The sequence below is a fragment of the Williamsia muralis genome, assembly GCF_002735905.1.
In the GTDB taxonomy this organism is placed as follows: Bacteria; Actinomycetota; Actinomycetes; order Mycobacteriales; family Mycobacteriaceae; genus Williamsia; species Williamsia muralis_A.
Genome location: NZ_PEBD01000010.1, coordinates 645,944 through 661,892, shown reverse-complemented (window position 1 = coordinate 661,892; position 15,949 = coordinate 645,944). Strand labels below are relative to the sequence as shown.

At 65.9% G+C, this 15,949-nt stretch carries 13 protein-coding genes; 10 read left to right on the top strand and 3 right to left on the bottom strand.

The window, feature by feature from the left end; genetic code table 11:
* Positions 1-14 precede the first annotated feature (14 nt).
* Positions 15-1,289 (top strand): geranylgeranyl reductase family protein, encoded by a 1,275-nt coding sequence (locus CSW57_RS16700; RefSeq protein WP_099383806.1) that lies wholly within the window; start codon positions 15-17, stop codon positions 1,287-1,289.
* An 83-nt stretch (positions 1,290-1,372) separates the two neighbouring features.
* On the opposite strand, the gene CSW57_RS16695 is transcribed toward CSW57_RS16700, so the two are convergent.
* Complete coding sequence (locus CSW57_RS16695; RefSeq protein ID WP_099383805.1) at positions 1,373-2,116, bottom strand: IclR family transcriptional regulator; 744 nt, start codon at positions 2,114-2,116, stop codon at positions 1,373-1,375.
* A 179-nt stretch (positions 2,117-2,295) separates the two neighbouring features.
* Here CSW57_RS16695 and CSW57_RS16690 point away from each other — a divergent pair, with 179 nt between their 5' ends.
* The 9 genes from CSW57_RS16690 to CSW57_RS16650 all read left to right on the top strand — a co-directional run bounded on the left by CSW57_RS16690 (position 2,296) and on the right by CSW57_RS16650 (position 13,920).
* Positions 2,296-6,030 carry an ABC transporter ATP-binding protein gene (locus CSW57_RS16690; protein WP_099383804.1) on the top strand — a complete coding sequence of 1,245 codons (3,735 nt, stop codon included), beginning with the start codon at positions 2,296-2,298 and terminating at the stop codon, positions 6,028-6,030.
* Positions 6,031-6,122: 92 nt separating this feature from the next.
* A complete protein-coding gene (locus CSW57_RS16685) occupies positions 6,123-7,157 on the top strand; it encodes an NrtA/SsuA/CpmA family ABC transporter substrate-binding protein (RefSeq protein ID WP_099384545.1) in 1,035 nt (344 codons plus the stop codon).
* The gene (locus CSW57_RS16680; RefSeq protein WP_099383803.1) at positions 7,154-8,032 is read left to right on the top strand and encodes an ABC transporter permease; all 879 of its coding nucleotides are present in this window, start codon (positions 7,154-7,156) and stop codon (positions 8,030-8,032) included. Before CSW57_RS16685 ends, CSW57_RS16680 begins: the two co-directional genes overlap by 4 nt.
* A complete protein-coding gene (locus CSW57_RS16675; protein ID WP_099383802.1) occupies positions 8,029-8,835 on the top strand; it encodes an ABC transporter ATP-binding protein in 807 nt (268 codons plus the stop codon). The genes CSW57_RS16680 and CSW57_RS16675 overlap by 4 nt, the downstream gene beginning before the upstream one ends.
* A 54-nt stretch (positions 8,836-8,889) precedes the next feature.
* The gene (locus CSW57_RS16670) at positions 8,890-9,951 is read left to right on the top strand and encodes an ABC transporter substrate-binding protein (protein WP_099383801.1); all 1,062 of its coding nucleotides are present in this window, start codon (positions 8,890-8,892) and stop codon (positions 9,949-9,951) included.
* The gene (locus CSW57_RS16665) at positions 9,951-11,027 is read left to right on the top strand and encodes an LLM class flavin-dependent oxidoreductase (protein WP_099383800.1); all 1,077 of its coding nucleotides are present in this window, start codon (positions 9,951-9,953) and stop codon (positions 11,025-11,027) included. Before CSW57_RS16670 ends, CSW57_RS16665 begins: the two co-directional genes overlap by 1 nt.
* Before the next feature lie 21 nt (positions 11,028-11,048).
* The gene (locus CSW57_RS16660; RefSeq protein WP_099383799.1) at positions 11,049-12,218 is read left to right on the top strand and encodes an LLM class flavin-dependent oxidoreductase; all 1,170 of its coding nucleotides are present in this window, start codon (positions 11,049-11,051) and stop codon (positions 12,216-12,218) included.
* A gap of 50 nt (positions 12,219-12,268) precedes the next feature.
* The gene (locus CSW57_RS16655; RefSeq protein WP_099383798.1) at positions 12,269-12,985 is read left to right on the top strand and encodes a class II aldolase/adducin family protein; all 717 of its coding nucleotides are present in this window, start codon (positions 12,269-12,271) and stop codon (positions 12,983-12,985) included.
* Between the two features lie 26 nt (positions 12,986-13,011).
* Positions 13,012-13,920: an ABC transporter substrate-binding protein gene (locus tag CSW57_RS16650; protein ID WP_099383797.1), complete on the top strand. Its 909-nt coding sequence runs from the start codon at positions 13,012-13,014 to the stop codon at positions 13,918-13,920.
* Positions 13,921-14,036: 116 nt separating this feature from the next.
* Here CSW57_RS16650 and CSW57_RS16645 read toward each other — a convergent pair whose 3' ends face one another.
* Positions 14,037-14,726, bottom strand: a complete 690-nt coding sequence (locus CSW57_RS16645) for a demethylmenaquinone methyltransferase (RefSeq protein WP_099383796.1) — start codon at positions 14,724-14,726, stop codon at positions 14,037-14,039.
* A gap of 41 nt (positions 14,727-14,767) precedes the next feature.
* The gene (locus tag CSW57_RS16640; RefSeq protein ID WP_099383795.1) at positions 14,768-15,928 is read right to left on the bottom strand and encodes a glycosyltransferase family 4 protein; all 1,161 of its coding nucleotides are present in this window, start codon (positions 15,926-15,928) and stop codon (positions 14,768-14,770) included.
* Positions 15,929-15,949: the final 21 nt, after the last annotated feature.

Genomic DNA, 15,949 nt, shown 5'->3' with positions numbered 1-15,949 from the left:
ATAGGACGAGCCTAATGGTGCGCGATACTTGCCGGGTGAGTGCACCCATCCCATGTCCGTCACGCACCCAGGTGCTTGTGGTCGGCGCAGGTCCCGGCGGCTCGGCCGCGGCGTATGCGGCAGCCCGGGCGGGATATGAGGTGACTCTGCTCGACTCGGCGGTGTTCCCGCGGGACAAGACGTGCGGCGACGGACTGACGCCGCGCGCCATCGCCGAACTCGATGCCCTCGGCCTCGGCGACGCGTTCTCGGGTCCACGAATTCTCGGGCTGGACATGCAGGGCTGGGGCGGCCGTCAACTCGTCCGCTGGCCGTCGAAGTCGGACCATTTCCCCGATTACGGCAGCGCTGTCGCCCGCACGGAACTCGACGACCGGATCCGCGTTCATGCCGTGGAGGCGGGAGCGACGATGGTGTCGGGCACCAAAGCGGTCGGCGCCACGGTCGTCGACGGCAAAGTGACTGCCGTTCAGGTCAATACAGATGACGGTCCCGCAGAGATCGAGGTCGACAAGCTCATCGTCGCCGATGGGGTGCGCTCGGCATTGGGCACTGCGCTGGGACGGTCGTGGCACCGAACCACCGCCTACGGCGTCGCCGCGCGGGCATACGTGCACTCGGAGCGCTGCGACGACCCCTGGATGGGGTCGCACCTGGAATTGCGCGGCACCGATTCCGAACTACTGCCCGGATACGGTTGGGTCTTCCCGCTGGGTTCGGAGACCGGGCTGGTGAACATCGGGGTGGGTGCCCTCGCGACGGACAAACGCCCGGCGAGCATGTCGCTGCGCCCGATCATCCAGCACTACACCAACTCTCAGCGTGAGGACTGGCGGCTCAGCGGCGAGCCGATGCGCATCGCCTCGGCGCTGTTGCCGATGGGCGGAGCGGTCAGCAACGTCGCGGGCGCCAACTGGGTGTTGATCGGCGATGCGGCCGCCTGCGTCAACCCACTCAACGGGGAGGGCATCGACTACGCACTGGAGACTGCCCGACTGGCCGTCGAAGTGCTTGACCAGAAAGATCTTTCGACCCTCTGGCCGGACCTGCTCCGGTCCCGGTATGCGTTGGCATTCTCCGCCGCCCGCCGACTCGCTGCTGTCCTGACCGTGCCGCGGGTGGTGCCCGTCCTGGGCCGCCCGGGCATCCGCTCGGCAGCGCTGATGTCGATGGTGGTGCGGGTGATGGGAAATCTGATCACCGAGGACGACAGAGACCTGATCGCCCGGGCCTGGCGCGTTGCCGGCATGACGAGCAGCGTACTCGACTCCCGCCCGCCTTTTACCTGACCCCCCCCCCCGATGATGTGCCCTTTTGGCGGGCAAAACCCCAGGTCGCGACCGCCAAAACCGCACATCATCGGGAACAAACCTCAACCGGCCAGGGCGGCCGCAATATCACGGGCCGTTGCTCGGCCGAGCTCGACGAGGAACGGGATACGTTCGGGGATCATCAGATCGGTACTCCCCCGAATTCCCAACGCGAACTTGACATTTTCTGCCTCGCCGATGATGGGCAGGGCAATCGTCCGGAAGTCCGGGGCTAGTTCTTCGTCGTTGAATCCGTAACCGCGTTCGCGGGTCAGCGCGAGCTCTTTGGCCAATTCGTCGGCATCGGCGACAGCACGAACAGTGCCCTGCCCGTACGGGAGTCGCCGCAGTTCATCGCTACCGGCCTCGGACCACGCCAGCAACACCTTGCCGAGCGCCGAGGCGTGCAACGGCAGCAGGACTCCTTGCAGCGCATGCCCGTCGGCCTCCCGCCATCGACTGGTCCCGAGCAACACCACCTCGTTTCCGTACCGCATCGCCACCGACGCGGTCGCCCCGGTGGTCGCGGCCAACTGCTCCAGGTGCGGCTCGGTCAGATAGATGCGGTGCTGGCGATACGCGATCTGTCCGTACTGCGCAAGCGCTCCTCCGAGGCCATATCGCCCGGATTGTTCGTTCTTCTCCAGGAACCCGGCATCGACGAGCGCATTGAGCAACCGGTGCGTGGTGCTCAGTGGAAGACCCTGAGCCCGCGCGACCTCGGAGACGCCGAGTTCTTGACCACCCCGAAAACAGCCCAGGACCGATAGCGCACGCGCAACCGTCTGTACTCCGCCATTCGCCATCGGCCTCTGCGATCCTCCCGTAGGCCCCGATCGACCTCGTCTCGTCCACGATGCTCACCCGGGCGCCACCGGCCGCGACCCATATGAATCGGGCTGATTCTGAGCCTGGCACCTTTCCACTATTCGGAAGATACTCCTCCCCGAGTACATCGGCGAGCAAGCTGCGACGAAGAGGTGACGTGACGGACAAGCCGGACCCCAGGTGGTTGCGCCGGCTCTGGCAGTGGCTCCGACCGTATCGCCGGCAGGTCGTCCTGTCGCTACTTCTGGCCATCGTGGGCCAAGGCCTGTTGGCCCTGGTTCCTCTGCTGCAGCAGATCATCATCGACGATGTGCTGGGCACCGGTGCGGCCCGCCTCGCCGGCTGGATCGGCGTCCTGTGCGGCATCGGGGTCATCACCTTCGTCTCGCACGCAATCCGGCGATATCTCGGAAGTCGTGTCGCCGTGGACGTCCAGCACGACCTGCGGGTTGCCGTCCACCAGCACCTGCACACCCTTGACGCGCGCCGTCACCAGCAACTCGCGGCGGGCGACGTCCTGTCCCGGAGTACTGCGGATCTCAACCTGATCCAAATGTTCATCTCGCAGGTACCGCTGTTCCTGGCCAACGCGACCCTGCTGGTGGTCGGGTTGATCGTGATGGCCGGGCTGTCGCCGCTGCTGTTCGTCGTGGTTGCACTCAGTGTCCCGGTGCTCGCCTATGTCACCCTCCGACTGCGACGCGATCTCTATCCGGCGTCGTTCAGCGATCAGGTTCAACTGGGTCAGGTGTCGAGTGCTGTCGAAGAGGAGATCGGTGGCGTGCGACTCGTCCGCGCCTTCGCCCGAGAAGCCCACCAGCGCAACCGTTTCACCGAGCGGGCCGCAACCCTGTTCTCGTCACGGATCCGGACCGCCCGGATCTCGGCCCGATGGGGCGCCGCGATGGCCGCGATCCCCGGTTTCACTCAGCTCGGGGTACTGATCTTCGGCGGTTGGCTCGCGCTCGACAACCGCATCTCACTCGGGGTGTTCCTGGCGTTCGCGTCGTACGTCCTGCAATTCGCAGCTCCCACCAGGCTTCTCGCCGCGATGGTGTCGACCACACAGCTCGCCCGCTCAGGCGCCCGGCGGGTGTTCATGCTCCTCGACACCACTTCGACCCTCACCACCGGGGCGGGCGAGTTACCCGATCCGCACGGCGTCATCGAGGTCGATCGTGCCTACCTCACCGTCGACGGCCGAACCGTGCTACAGCAGGTCAGCACCCGCATCGAACCCGGGCGACGGGTGGCCGTGGTGGGGCCGTCGGGTTCGGGAAAAACCATGCTGGCCTTGCTGATCGGCCGTTTCTACGATCCCGACCAGGGCGAGGTCAGAATCGGTGGCACCGACCTGAGGGACGTCTCGCTCCGCTCGGTGCGTGCCGCAGTCACGATGGTGTTCGACGACAGCCTGCTCTTCTCGGGGACCGTTCGGGACAACATCACGCTGGGTCGCCCAGACGCCTCCGACGCCGAGGTGCACCGGGCCGCCGAGGCCGCCGCCGCCCATGAGTTCATCAACGCACTGCCTGACGGCTACGACACCGAGACCGGACCACACGGCATCGCCCTCTCGGGCGGACAGCGCCAACGCATCGCCCTGGCCCGGGCCTTCCTCGTCGACCCCGCCGTGCTGATCCTCGACGACGCGACGTCGGCGGTCGATTCACGAACCGAGCTCGCGATCCTGGACAGCCTGCAGCAGTTGATGTCCGGGCGCACGACCATTCTGATCGCGCATCGGGCGACCACTGTGGAGCTGGCCGATCACGTCATCGTGCTGGAGGAAGGGCGCATCACTCACGACGGAAGACCCGACGTGGTGGCGGCACAGTCGGAGTTCGTCCGCGACCTTCTCGTCGGGGTCGGGAAACACCACGACGACATCGACCTCGCCGGCTTGATTCAGGTTCCCGACGCGACCGCCGCTTGCTGGCCCGGCCCAGCGGAACTCACCGGGCACGACGACCCAGAGTTGCTCAGCCACATCGGATTGACGACCGAGATGAGCGGAGAACAAGCGGCCAGAGTCGACCCCGGGCTGCGGCGAGACATCCTCGCGCTGCCACCGCTGTCCGCGAGCCCTGAAGTCGCCGATGACCCCCGGCAGTCCGGATCCGCGCTATCGGATCCGCGTCCGTTCGCCGTGCGCGGCGCCCTTCGGCCGTTTGTGCCTGCCATCGCGGTGTGCGCCGCGCTCGTGTTCGTGGACGCTGCGACCACACTGGCCGCGCCGATGGCCTTCCGATTCGGTATCGACAACGGCATCAGTGCGCAAGCGGCCGATGTCTTCTGGCTCACCTGCATCGCGCTCGCACTCGTCTCGGTGGTCTCCTTGATCAACTCGCGGCTGTTGCTGTTCAAGTCGGCCCGGGTGTCGGAACGAGTGCTGTACTCGGTCCGCACCAGACTCTTCGATCATCTTCAACGGCTGCCCGTCGACTACTTCGACCGCCACGCCGCCGGACAGGTCATCACCCGATTGACCACTGACGTCGACGCGGTGAATCAGCTGCTCCAGCAAGGCCTGGTCAACTCGATCGTGAGCATCTCCACGTGCGCGGGCGTCCTGGTGGTGTTGTTTGTCCTCGACTGGCGACTGGCCCTTGCCATGCTGACCATGCTGCCGATCCTGGCCGTCGCCTCATACTTCTTCATCCGCGGTTCCCATGCCGCCTACCTGCAGGCACGGACCCGGATCTCCGCCGTGACGGCCACTCTCGCCGAACATCTCGGACGGATCCGGGTGACGCAAGCATTCTCGGCCGAGAGATCCGCGAGCGCGCACTTCGCCGATCATTCTGCCTCGTACCGCGATTCGCGCCGCCGCACCATGCTGTACATCTCCGTGTTCTTCCCGTTCATGAATCTGCTTGCCGTCGGCGCGAAGGCGCTCGTGCTGGTGGTGGGCGCACAACTGCTCGACGCCGATACGCTGACCATCGGCGTCCTGGTTGCGACGTTGCTCTATGTCGATCAGTTCTTCACCCCTCTGCAGCAGCTGTCCATCGTCCTCGACCTCTGGATTCAGGCCAAGGTCGCGACCGGGCGGATGACCGGTTTCCTCACCGCCGCCGAGGAAACGACGCCACGGGCCAGTGGACCCGCGCGGGCGGCATCCGGCACCGACCTCGTGTTCGACAACGTCACCTTCGGTTACCGGAGCACACCGACTCCCGCGGTCGATGGGGTCGATCTACGGATCGAGAGCGGTCAGACCGTGGCGCTGGTCGGCACCACCGGGGCAGGCAAGACCACCCTCGCCAAGCTCGTCTTACGGTTCTACGAACCCGACTCGGGATCGATCGAGCTGGGTGGGCGCCGCATCGCCGACCTCGATCCCGACGACTACCGCCGCGGAATCGGTTATGTCCCACAGGATCCCTACCTCTTCACCGGGACCGTCGCCTCCAACATCGCTTTCGGTCGCCCTACCGCCGACCCCGCGGTCATCGAGAACGCAGCACGCGCGGTGGGCGCCCACCACATGATCGCAGGCTTGCCCCAGGGGTACCGGACACCGGTTGGTCCCGGCCGATCGACACTGTCGGCCGGTCAGCAGCAACTCGTCTGCCTGGCCCGCGCCGAACTCATCAGTCCGCACCTGCTGGTCCTCGACGAGGCAACGGCGAACATCGACCTGGCGACCGAGCGGCGGGTGCAGGCCGCCCTGGACGCGGTGTCACGTCGACGCACGACCGTCCTGGTGGCGCATCGCCTGGCGACCGCGGCCCGAGCCGACCTCATCGTCGTGATGAGCGCAGGCCGCATCGTCGAGTCCGGCGGGCACGACGAACTCATCGACCGGGCAGGCGCTTACGCCACTCTGTGGCACGGCTTCTCGGCGTTGAAAACAGACAAACCACTCGATGTCAATCTTTCCACTTAATGGAAACCCAGCGCTCTGCAAAACAAGTCATCGGCCATAACGTGAACACCAACACGCGGCGACCCTCACGCCCCCTCGAACAGGAGCCCTCGATGCCACGATCTCGAACCTTCCGCCGCGCTGCCGGCCTGCTGGCGGTGCTGCCGTTGCTCACCCTCGCCGCTGCGTGTGGCAGCGACTCGGACTCCGATGGCGGCAGCAATGCCAATGCCTTTGTGCTCCAGGTCGCCGACCCGGGCAACGCCGGTCCACTCGCAGTCGGCAAGCGCGACGGCACTTTCGACGAGGCGCTGGCCCCGCTGAACGCCAAGATCGAATGGGTCGAGACGACGCCCGGGTTCTCGTCGAACCTGAAGTTGTTCAACACCGGGCAATTGGATGTGTCCGGCGGCGCCTACAGCCCTGTGGTCGGTGCGCTGTCCAAGGACGTCGGCGTCAAGATCATCGCCACCGCGGACCCGGTCGGCAAGGACCAGAACGGCATCGTGGTGACCGAGGACTCCGGGATCACCTCGGTCAATGGGCTCATCGGCAAGCGCATCGCGGTCAACCCGGCCGGCAAGGGCGAGTACATCACCCTGAAGGCGTTGCAGCAGGCGGGCATTCCATTCGACCAGGTCGAGCGGGTCCCGCTGCAGCAGGCCGATGCGGCCTCTGCCTTCTCCACCGGACAGGTGGAAGCGTGGGCCTCGTTCCTCGAGCCCTACCAGCAGGCGAAGGCGAAGGGCGGGGTCGAGATCGCGACGGAGGCGAGTATCGGCTCGGTCGACAACACCATCATCGCCGTGCGCACCGAGGTCCTGGAGCAGCGTCCCGACGTCGCACAGAAGTACCTCGAGGTGGTGCAGCAGTTGACCGATCAGCAGCGTGCCAACCCGTCCGACTTCGAGAACGTCTTCGAGAAGGCCGGTCCCCGAGCCCTGAAGGACGATCGACTCGATCGTGCACTGGCTCTGGGTTCACAGGCAGCAACTCCGCGCTATCCCACGGCACAAGATGGCACCGACCTCGAATCGGTCTCCACACTGTTCCTCGAGGCCGGGGTCATCCAGAAGCCGGTCCTCGCCTCAGAGGTGTTCTTCGATCTGCCTGCCGAAGTCAAAGAGTATGAGAGCAACCGGAAATGACATCGTCGACTGTTGCGAAGTCGAGTCCGTCAGCGTCTGAGGATGCCGTCGGGATCGGAGGATCGGGACTTCGTCTCGAGACTCCGCGCCACCGCAAGCAACGCAGTCGCCCCTTCTGGCTGACGCTGCCCCTGCGAGTTCTGGTGCCCGCCATCATCGTTGCGGTCTGGTGGATCGGGTCGGCGACCGGATGGATTTCCGAGGAGATCCTGGCCGGGCCGCCGGCCGTCTGGGACGCGCTGGTTGAGTTGTACGAGACCGGCCAACTCATCGACTTCACCCTCGCCTCGCTACAGCGAGCGGTGATCGGCGTCGCGCTCGGGGTGAGTGTCGGGCTCATCCTCGGGGTCCTGGCAGGCCTGTACACCCTCGGTGAGGAACTGATCGACGCGACGATGCAGATCAACCGCGCCATCCCGTTCTTGGCGCTGGTACCGCTGTTCATCGCCTGGTTCGGTATCGACGAGACGTTCAAGGTCCTGCTCATCGCGGTCGCGACGGTCTCCCCGATGTACGCGTACAGCTACCTCGGCGTCCGCAACGTCGACCGCAAGATGATCGAGGCGGCGCAGAGTTTCGGGCTCACCGGGCCTCGACTCATCTTCGGCGTGATAATCCCGGCGGCATTACCGGGAATCCTGATGGCGCTGCGGATCTGCCTCTCGATATCGATCACCGGGCTCATCGCCGCCGAGCAGGTGGGCACCCGCGAGGGCATCGGTTACCTGGTGAGTCTGGCGCAGGAGTACAACCGCACCGACTACATGGTCCTGTGTGTGGTCCTCTACGCCATCCTCGGCCTGGTCTTCGACGCCTTCGTCCGAATCCTCGAACGTTATTCGATGCCGTGGCGTCAGGGGGTGAGCATCCGATGAGCCCAGAGGCCCCGCTGCCGCCCCTGCTCGAACGGGAGCCCACTCCCCCGACCGCACGTGAGCGCCGAGCCGGTCATCCCGTGGCGGTATCGCTGACGAACGTCTCGAAGTCTTTCGGCGACAAGGTGATCCTCGACCAGGTGGACCTCACCATCCACAGCGGTGAGTTCGTGGTGTTGCTCGGTCCGAGCGGAACGGGAAAGACCACGCTTCTCCGCCTGCTCACCGGCCTGGAGAACCCGGACTCGGGACGTGTGCTGGTGCCGGCGAAGCGCACCACGGTCTATCAGGAACCGCGGCTCATCCCTTCGAAGCGGGTGTTGCCCAACGTGATCGTGGGCCAACGCCGCGGCAAGGCCACCCGAGAACGCGGCCGCGATGCGTTGGATGAGGTCAACCTGGTGGACAAGGCGGATTCATGGCCGGCCACCCTCAGCGGAGGTGAGGCCCAGCGCGTCGCTCTGGCACGCGCGCTGGTTCGGGAACCCGAATTACTGTTGCTCGACGAGCCTTTCGCAGCACTCGACGCACTCACTCGACTCAACATGCAGGACCTGGTCGGAGACCTCGTATCCCGGCACCGGCCCGCTGTCCTGCTCGTCACCCACGACGTCGACGAGGCCGTTCGTCTGGCCGACCGGGTACTCATCCTGTCCGAGGGACGATTCCGCGTCGACGAGGACATCGACCTGACCCGCCCCCGCGACCGGACCGACCCGGAGTCGTTGCGGTATCGAGCCGAGTTCCTCGCCGAACTGGGTGTCGGGCGGATCGCACCCGAACACACCGGATACCAATCCTGAACCGACCGAGCACATCACCCCGATCCACCTGACCCACCAGAACAGGACCCCCTCATGACCATCACTGCGCCGGACACCACCATCGACACCCTCTGGTACACGCGATGCCCCGTGCCCACGGCCAGCGGGCTGGCCAACAGCCTGGGCTGGCTCGGTCAGCGCGCTGCGCGCAGCGACCTGGGCTTCTCGATCCTCCAAGACGCCGAACCGGCCATCGCATCACACCACTTCGACCACGAACTGTCCGGACTGATCCGTGAAGGCGGCAACGTTCCCGCCATCGCCGCTCGGGCCGCCGGTTCGCCGACCCGGCTCATCGGACTGACCTGGATCGATGAGTCGCAGGCCATCCTCGTCGGCCCTGAATCGTCCATCGACAGCGCGGCAGGGTTGGCGGGCAAACGAATCGGCATCCCCGGCTGGGCTGCTGACCAGGCCCGCAGCTTTCCGCGGGCGATGGCGCTGCACGGGTTCGCATCCGCGCTGCGGATCGGTGGCCTCACCTTCGCCGACGTCGTCGTCCGGGAGACCGCGGTGAACACCGATCCGCAGGTGCGGACCAACGCTGCCGACAGAATCCGTTCGGCCAGTTCAGGTGTCGAGGAGCTGCTCGACGGGTCGGTGGACGCGATCTACGTCAAGGGAGCCCGGGCAGCCGAGGTCGCCATCGAGAACAACTTGCGAGTGCTGGTGGACCTCGACCGCACCGAGTCGAAACGACTGCGGGTCAACAACGGAACCCCACGACCGATCACCGTGCACGCCGATCTCCTCGAGCAGCGCCCCGAGGTTGTTGTCGGGTTCCTCGCCGAGAGTCTCCGGGCCGCGGACTGGGCCGCGACCAATCTCGGCACCGTTCGCGAGGTCTTGGCACGCGAGACCTACTCGGGTCCCGAGGGCGTGGCCAAGGCGTACGGCGACGAGTTCCACACCTCACTGCACCCGTCGCTGAACGACGAGCGCGTGGAACTCATCGGCGTACAGAAGCAGTTCCTCTACGCCCACGGCTTCTTGGCACACGACTTCGATGTCGAGAGCTGGGTCGCCCGCGAGCCGCTCGAACTGGCCTTCGCCGAGGTCGAAGCGGAACGTGTTGCGGCAAAGGGTGTTCGCTGATGGTGCGTTACGCGTGGGAACTACCCACCCGTGGTGACAGTCGCCATGTGGGATCCGCCCCGCGACATCGTGGCGGGTGGGGCCCCGGCCCGACCTCGGCGGTCGCCACCGACATCAGGCCCGGACGCTTCGGCCCGTTCGACGCACTCGATCAGATCATCGCGGGCGCAGAACTCACCGGCTACGACAGCGTGATCGCGCCGTACGACCCTCACGGTGAGGAATCCTGGATCGTGGCGGGCAACGCGCTGAGGCAGACCCGGCACGCTCGTGTCGGCGTCGGGTTCCATCCCGGCTTCGGCACCCCGGTGTATGCCGCCAAGGTATCTGCCACCCTGCAGCGGCTCTCCGGCGATCGGCTCGATTGGCACGTCACCGTCGAGACCACCGATACCGATGATCGTAGTCGCGGTGATCGGACCTCGTTGGCCGAAAAGTACCGGCGGGCAGACGAATTCCTCACGGTTGCCAAAGGGGTGTGGACCGGCGCCGGAGCACGCGGCGGCGGGTTCGCCGGAGGCGAGTTCAACTTCGCGGGCGAGTTCTACGACGTCATCGACGGCGGATTCGACGAAGCCGTCACCGGGCACGCCTTCCCGACCGTTTACCTCTCCGGAGACAGCGAGGCGGCACTGGACCTTTCGGCACGGCACGGCGATGTACACCTGTTCGAGTTGTCCGGTTCGCTCGATACCTCGGTTCAGGAGCTGACCGGCCGCGCACGGGGTCTCGGCCGGCAGATCGGGGTGGGTCTGCGATTGCCGATCATCGCCCGAGAGACCACCGACGAGGCCTGGGCTCGATTGCGGCGTCAGTGGGCGCAATTGCCGGGAAGCGCTGCCGATCCCGGCGGGGGCCGTATCGACGATGTGACGTTCACCGGCTTCGAGCATCTCGGCCACCGGACATCGGTTGGACTGGTCGGAAGTTATGACGATGTCGCGCAGCGCATCTCCGAACTCGCGGCCGGCGGAATCGACGTCTTCGTGCTGTCCGGGGTGCCCCACATCGAAGAGTTGCACCGTGCCGCCGAGCACCTGCTGTATCGCACCGACCCCGCCCGCGTACTCGCGTAACACCTGTAAACGGAGAACACCATGACGATCGACATCTACTGGCGGATCGGGATGGGCGGCGATCATGCCACCCTCAGGACACCGCGCCGCAGCAACCGGGGTGAATGGAACGGCATCGGCCCGGGAAACATCGCCCCGGCGATCCGCAACGGCCAGACCGACGGTTACGCCTACATCGACCACATGGCCGCGGTGGCAAAGGCTTCCGAATCGGCAGGGTTCCTCGGCGGACTGTTGCCTTCGTTCCCGGGCACCGACGACCCGTGGGCCGTGGCAGCCGCGCTGGCTCGGGAGACCACCACCTACAAGTTCATGGTGGCGTTCCAGCCGGGCTTCCTGCATCCCCTCCAGGCGGCCCGCATGTCGGCCAGTCTGCAGCGCGCCACCGGCGGACGGCTCGTCTACAACATCATCAGCGGCGGCGGCGGCCCGAATCAGCTGTGGTGGGGGGACAAGGTCGCCCACGACGACCGGTATGTCAGGACCACAGAGTTCCTCGAAGTACTCAAAGGTGTTTGGGGCACCGAGCCTTTCGACTACGAAGGACGCTTCTTCCGCACGGAGGGAGCGCTGTTGCCATCAGATCTGGCCGGCGAGCAGTTCCCGGAGGTCTACTTCTCCGGTTCGTCGGCAGCGGCGGTCGGTGCGGCAGGTCTGCATTCGGACTATTACCTGTCGTGGCTCGAACCCTACGGCGATCTGAAGGCCAAGTTCGACGGCGTTCGCGAACATGCGGCGAAGCTCGGGCGGACCCCGAAGTTCGCTGTCCGGATCGACGTCCTGGCCCGGCACACCGAGGAAGCCGCGTGGGCGGAACTGGAAAAAGGCTGGCAGTACGTCGACCGTGAGGCGGCCAACCGGCAGGCACAGGGCGACTCCGTCGGCGCCGGACGCATCAAGGGCTGGGTTCCCGAGACCATCACCGGCTACCGCGATCTCGAGGTCCAGCCCAACGTGTGGGCCGGCTTCAGCCTCCTGCGGGGTGGACCCGCCTTCGGGCTGGTCGGCAGTTACGAGCAGGTCGCCGAGCGCCTCGACGAACTCGTGGACCTCGGTGTCGACGCCTTCATCCTGGCGGGCAACCCGCATCTGGAAGAGGCGTACCGGGTCGGCGAAGAGGTCCTGCCCCTGCTGGGGCGCTCACGACTGACGAGGCCAGATCAGGTGCTCCTCGAACACGCCACCGTTTGACCCGATCGTTTGACCCCGACCAACCCCCAACCAGAAAGTATGGAACTCCCATGACCACAACCGAATCCGGGCTCAGCCAGGCGATAGCCGACTTCGTCGAGAACGCCGCGCGCGATGCCCAGAAGGCTTTCACCGTCTTCCGGGAGACCGGGACGGTGTCCGCAAACGGCACCGTGAACTTTGTCGAACGCGTTCCGGGTGAAGAGATCGCGATCGCCCTGAACGAACCCGGACCGTGGGCCGACGACAAGACGGTCAAGCCGATCGTCGCAACATTCGACGGCACCGTGTTGTCCGGCTCCGGTCGAGCGGGATTCGTCACGTCCTATGCCGACGTGTTCCGCGCCCATCCGGAGATCACCACGGTGGTCCACATCCACACACCGTGGCTCGGTGGCTGGGCGCAGACCCATCGGACCTTGCCCATCCGTTACGCCGCCTCACAACGCCTGACACTGTCGCGCGAGATCCCACCGCATATCAACCGCCGTCAGCCGGCCTCGGAGTTCATCCTCGAGCGGCTGCAGACCGACCCACACTTGGTGGCCATCTTCGAGGCCAACGGCGGAGCAAACGTCATCGGCCGCGACGGCCTGCTGGAAACGGCCAAGTTCATCGTGCTCCTCGAAGAGGGAGCGCAGTTCCAGGCCATTGCCGAAACCCTGGGCGGCTCAGCCGAATTCGATCCCACCAACCTCGAAGCGCAGTGGAGCCGATCCGGACTGGTCGACGAGGCCCGCAAACTCGGTCTCATCCCGAACATCTGACCATCACCCCACGCCAGGAGCCCACCATGACCATTCGCGTCGGTTACTTCCCCCACAACAATTCTCTGTTCGTCCTCCGTCATCTCGGCATCCTCGAGAAACACCTCGACGTCGACTGGGTCGATCTGCGTTCGCTGCCGGACTCCCCCGAGCCCGATCCGACGCGGGATCTGCCCACCCTGCATTCCGATTGGCTCTTCGCCGACGGTGGCTACGACTTCATCGGGACCGGTTTCACCCCTCCGATCACGGCGCTCGCGCACGGTAGAGACATTGTCTACGTGGGCATTTCGGGTCCGCGCGTCGAGAACGGCAGGCTGATTGTCAAGGGCGACTCCGACATCCAGTCGGTCAAAGACCTCGCGGGCAAACGGGTCGGTATCGCACACGGCTCGTGGCAGACCACGTTGTTGTTGTTCGCTCTCGACAATGCCGGGCTGTCGTGGTCGGATGTGATCCCGGTGAACACCTCGGTCACCGATGGCGCCGACGACTTCCGGTCGGGCTCGATCGACGCCTGGGTGGGCGCATATCCAGGACTGAGCGCCGTGGAAGCGGACATCGAGGTGCGAACCCTGGTGGACACCGAAGGGCTGTTCAGTCACCCGTCGCTGTGGTTCACCAGCCGCGACTTCGCCGAGAGGAACTCCCAGGAGCTCAACCACATCGTCGATGCGCTGCGTGAATCGGACCAGTGGATCGTCGACCATCCGCGCGAAGCCGCGCAGTTCTTCGTCGATGACATCGTCGCACGTGGCGGCGATGCCAGTCTCGACGCGTGGGAGTCAGCCCTGCGCAATCGACCGTTCGGCATCAACCCCGTCTCGGACGAATTCCTCGACGAGCAGCAGCGGGCCGCCGACCTCCTGTTCGCCAACGGGTTGCTCCCCAAGGCCGTCACCGTGCGCGACGCCCTCGTCGAACAAAAGGTCTGACCGCAATCCCCGCCCCCCACCACCCCCGATGATGTGCCCTTCTGGCGAGCAAAACCCCAGGTCGCGACCGCCAAAACCGCACATCATCGGGGGTGGTGGGGGCGGGACAGGACCGGCTAGCGGGGCTTGATGCCGCGGTGGAGCGCGGTGATGCCGAAGGTGAGGTTGCGCCAGCGGACGTGCTCGAAACCTGCGGACTTCATCCGCTGCGCGAGAGCAGCCTGGTCGGGCCATTCGCGGATCGATTCCGCAAGGTACACATAGGCATCCGGATTGCTGGACACCTTCCTGGCGACCGAGGGCAGCGCCTTCATCAGGTATTCCATGTAGACCACGCGCATCGGCGCGAACACCGGGGTGGAGAACTCGCAGATCACCACTCGCCCACCGGGTTTGAGAACCCGGAACAGTTCTGCGAAAGCCTGGTCGACGTCGTTCACGTTGCGCAGCCCGAAGGAGATCGTCGCGGCATCGAAGGACTCGTCTCCGAACGGCAGATGCAACGCATCGGCCCCAACCTTCGGTACCGACCGCCGGGCGCCGGCCTTGAGCATGCCCATGGAGAAATCGGCAGCCACACAATCCGCGCCCGAGCGGGCCAGCTCTTCGGTGGACACCGCGGTGCCGGCGGCGAGATCGAGCACCACGTCGCCGGGTCCGAGGGCAAGCGCCTTGCGGGTGGCGACCCGCCATCCCCTGTCCTGACCGAACGAGAGCACCGTGTTCGTCAGGTCGTAGCGGCCGGCCACTCCGTCGAACATGGCCGCGACGTCGGCGGGATCCTTGGCCAGCGATGCACGAGACATAACGGCCACCGTACCGGCTGGAGAAGAGTCCCCGTGAGCCTCTATGCCGACCGCCGACGCAACAGGTCGTCGCGGCCGAGGACGTCGTCGTAATGCCAGATCAGCTGGTCAGCAATGGCCGCCCAGGTGCGTCCGCGCACGCTGCGCCGGGCCGCGGTGCCGAACTCGTCACGGGTCCTCTTGTCCTGCAAGGTCGCGATCGCATCGGCGAGCCTTGGCGAGAAATCTTCGACGCCGAGTAGGTACCCGGTCCGGCAGTGGGTGATCAGGTCACGTGGCCCCCCGGCGTCGGGGCCGATCGCGGGAACACCGCTGGCCAGGGCCTCCTGCACCGCCTGACAGAACGTCTCGTGTTCGCCCGCATGCACGAAGACGTCGAGGCTGGCATAGGCGCGGGCCAGGTCGAGGCCACCCAGTTCCCCGGTGAACACCGCGTCGGGCATCAGCTTGCCGAGCCGTTCGCGCTCAGGTCCCCCGCCCACGATGACCAGCTGCACGTCCGAACGCCCGGACAGCACCGCGAGGCGCTCGACGTGCTTCTCGGGCGCCAATCTGCCGACGAAACCGACGATCAACTTGCCCTGTGGGCTCCACCGCGACCGCAACGACTCGTCACGTCGATCGGGGTGGAACCGCTCAGCATCAACACCTCTGCCCCACTGGAACACCCGTGGGATGCCGTGATCTCGAAGGGCTTTCACCGACACGGTGGACGGCGCGAGAGTGCGGTCGCACGCGGTGTGGAGTTTACGGGTCCATGCCCAGGCAGCGCGAGTGCCCAGTTTCATCCCGTAGCTCGCCGCGAAGCCCGCGACATCGGTCTGGAACACGGCCACGGACGGCACGTCGAGACGCCGTGCTGCGGCAGCTCCCGCGGCCCCGACCACAAACGGCGATGCCAGGTGCACCACGTCCGGCTCGAAATCTGCGAGAGCGCGGAACATCGACGGCGCGGGCACACCCACGGGCAGTGAACTGACCTTCGGGACCATCACCGAAGGGATGTAGTGCACAGGAGCGCCCGACACCTCGTCCGGCCCGCGCGACGGCTCTTCACCCTTGCTCGCCGACCGGGGAAGGGCCGGCGCGATGACCATTGCTTCGTGCCCGGTGTGCTCGAAATGCTCGGCCACCCGCAGCACGGAGTTCACCACGCCGTTCATGTTCGGGAGAAAGCTCTCCGCGACGATTGCGACTCGCACGGTGCCAGTGTGGGCACCGGA

Excerpts from the sequence above, each read along its gene's own strand:
- CSW57_RS16675 (WP_099383802.1), top strand. The coding sequence starts at position 8,029 with ATGAGCCCAGAGGCCCCGCTGCCGCCCCTGCTCGAACGGGAGCCCACT.
- CSW57_RS16665 (WP_099383800.1), top strand. The coding sequence starts at position 9,951 with ATGGTGCGTTACGCGTGGGAACTACCCACCCGTGGTGACAGTCGCCAT.
- CSW57_RS16670 (WP_099383801.1), top strand. The coding sequence starts at position 8,890 with ATGACCATCACTGCGCCGGACACCACCATCGACACCCTCTGGTACACG.
- CSW57_RS16700 (WP_099383806.1), top strand. The coding sequence starts at position 15 with ATGGTGCGCGATACTTGCCGGGTGAGTGCACCCATCCCATGTCCGTCA.
- CSW57_RS16695 (WP_099383805.1), bottom strand. The coding sequence starts at position 2,116 with ATGGCGAATGGCGGAGTACAGACGGTTGCGCGTGCGCTATCGGTCCTG.
- CSW57_RS16645 (WP_099383796.1), bottom strand. The coding sequence starts at position 14,726 with ATGTCTCGTGCATCGCTGGCCAAGGATCCCGCCGACGTCGCGGCCATG.
- CSW57_RS16660 (WP_099383799.1), top strand. The coding sequence starts at position 11,049 with ATGACGATCGACATCTACTGGCGGATCGGGATGGGCGGCGATCATGCC.
- CSW57_RS16680 (WP_099383803.1), top strand. The coding sequence starts at position 7,154 with ATGACATCGTCGACTGTTGCGAAGTCGAGTCCGTCAGCGTCTGAGGAT.
- CSW57_RS16650 (WP_099383797.1), top strand. The coding sequence starts at position 13,012 with ATGACCATTCGCGTCGGTTACTTCCCCCACAACAATTCTCTGTTCGTC.
- CSW57_RS16685 (WP_099384545.1), top strand. The coding sequence starts at position 6,123 with ATGCCACGATCTCGAACCTTCCGCCGCGCTGCCGGCCTGCTGGCGGTG.
- CSW57_RS16655 (WP_099383798.1), top strand. The coding sequence starts at position 12,269 with ATGACCACAACCGAATCCGGGCTCAGCCAGGCGATAGCCGACTTCGTC.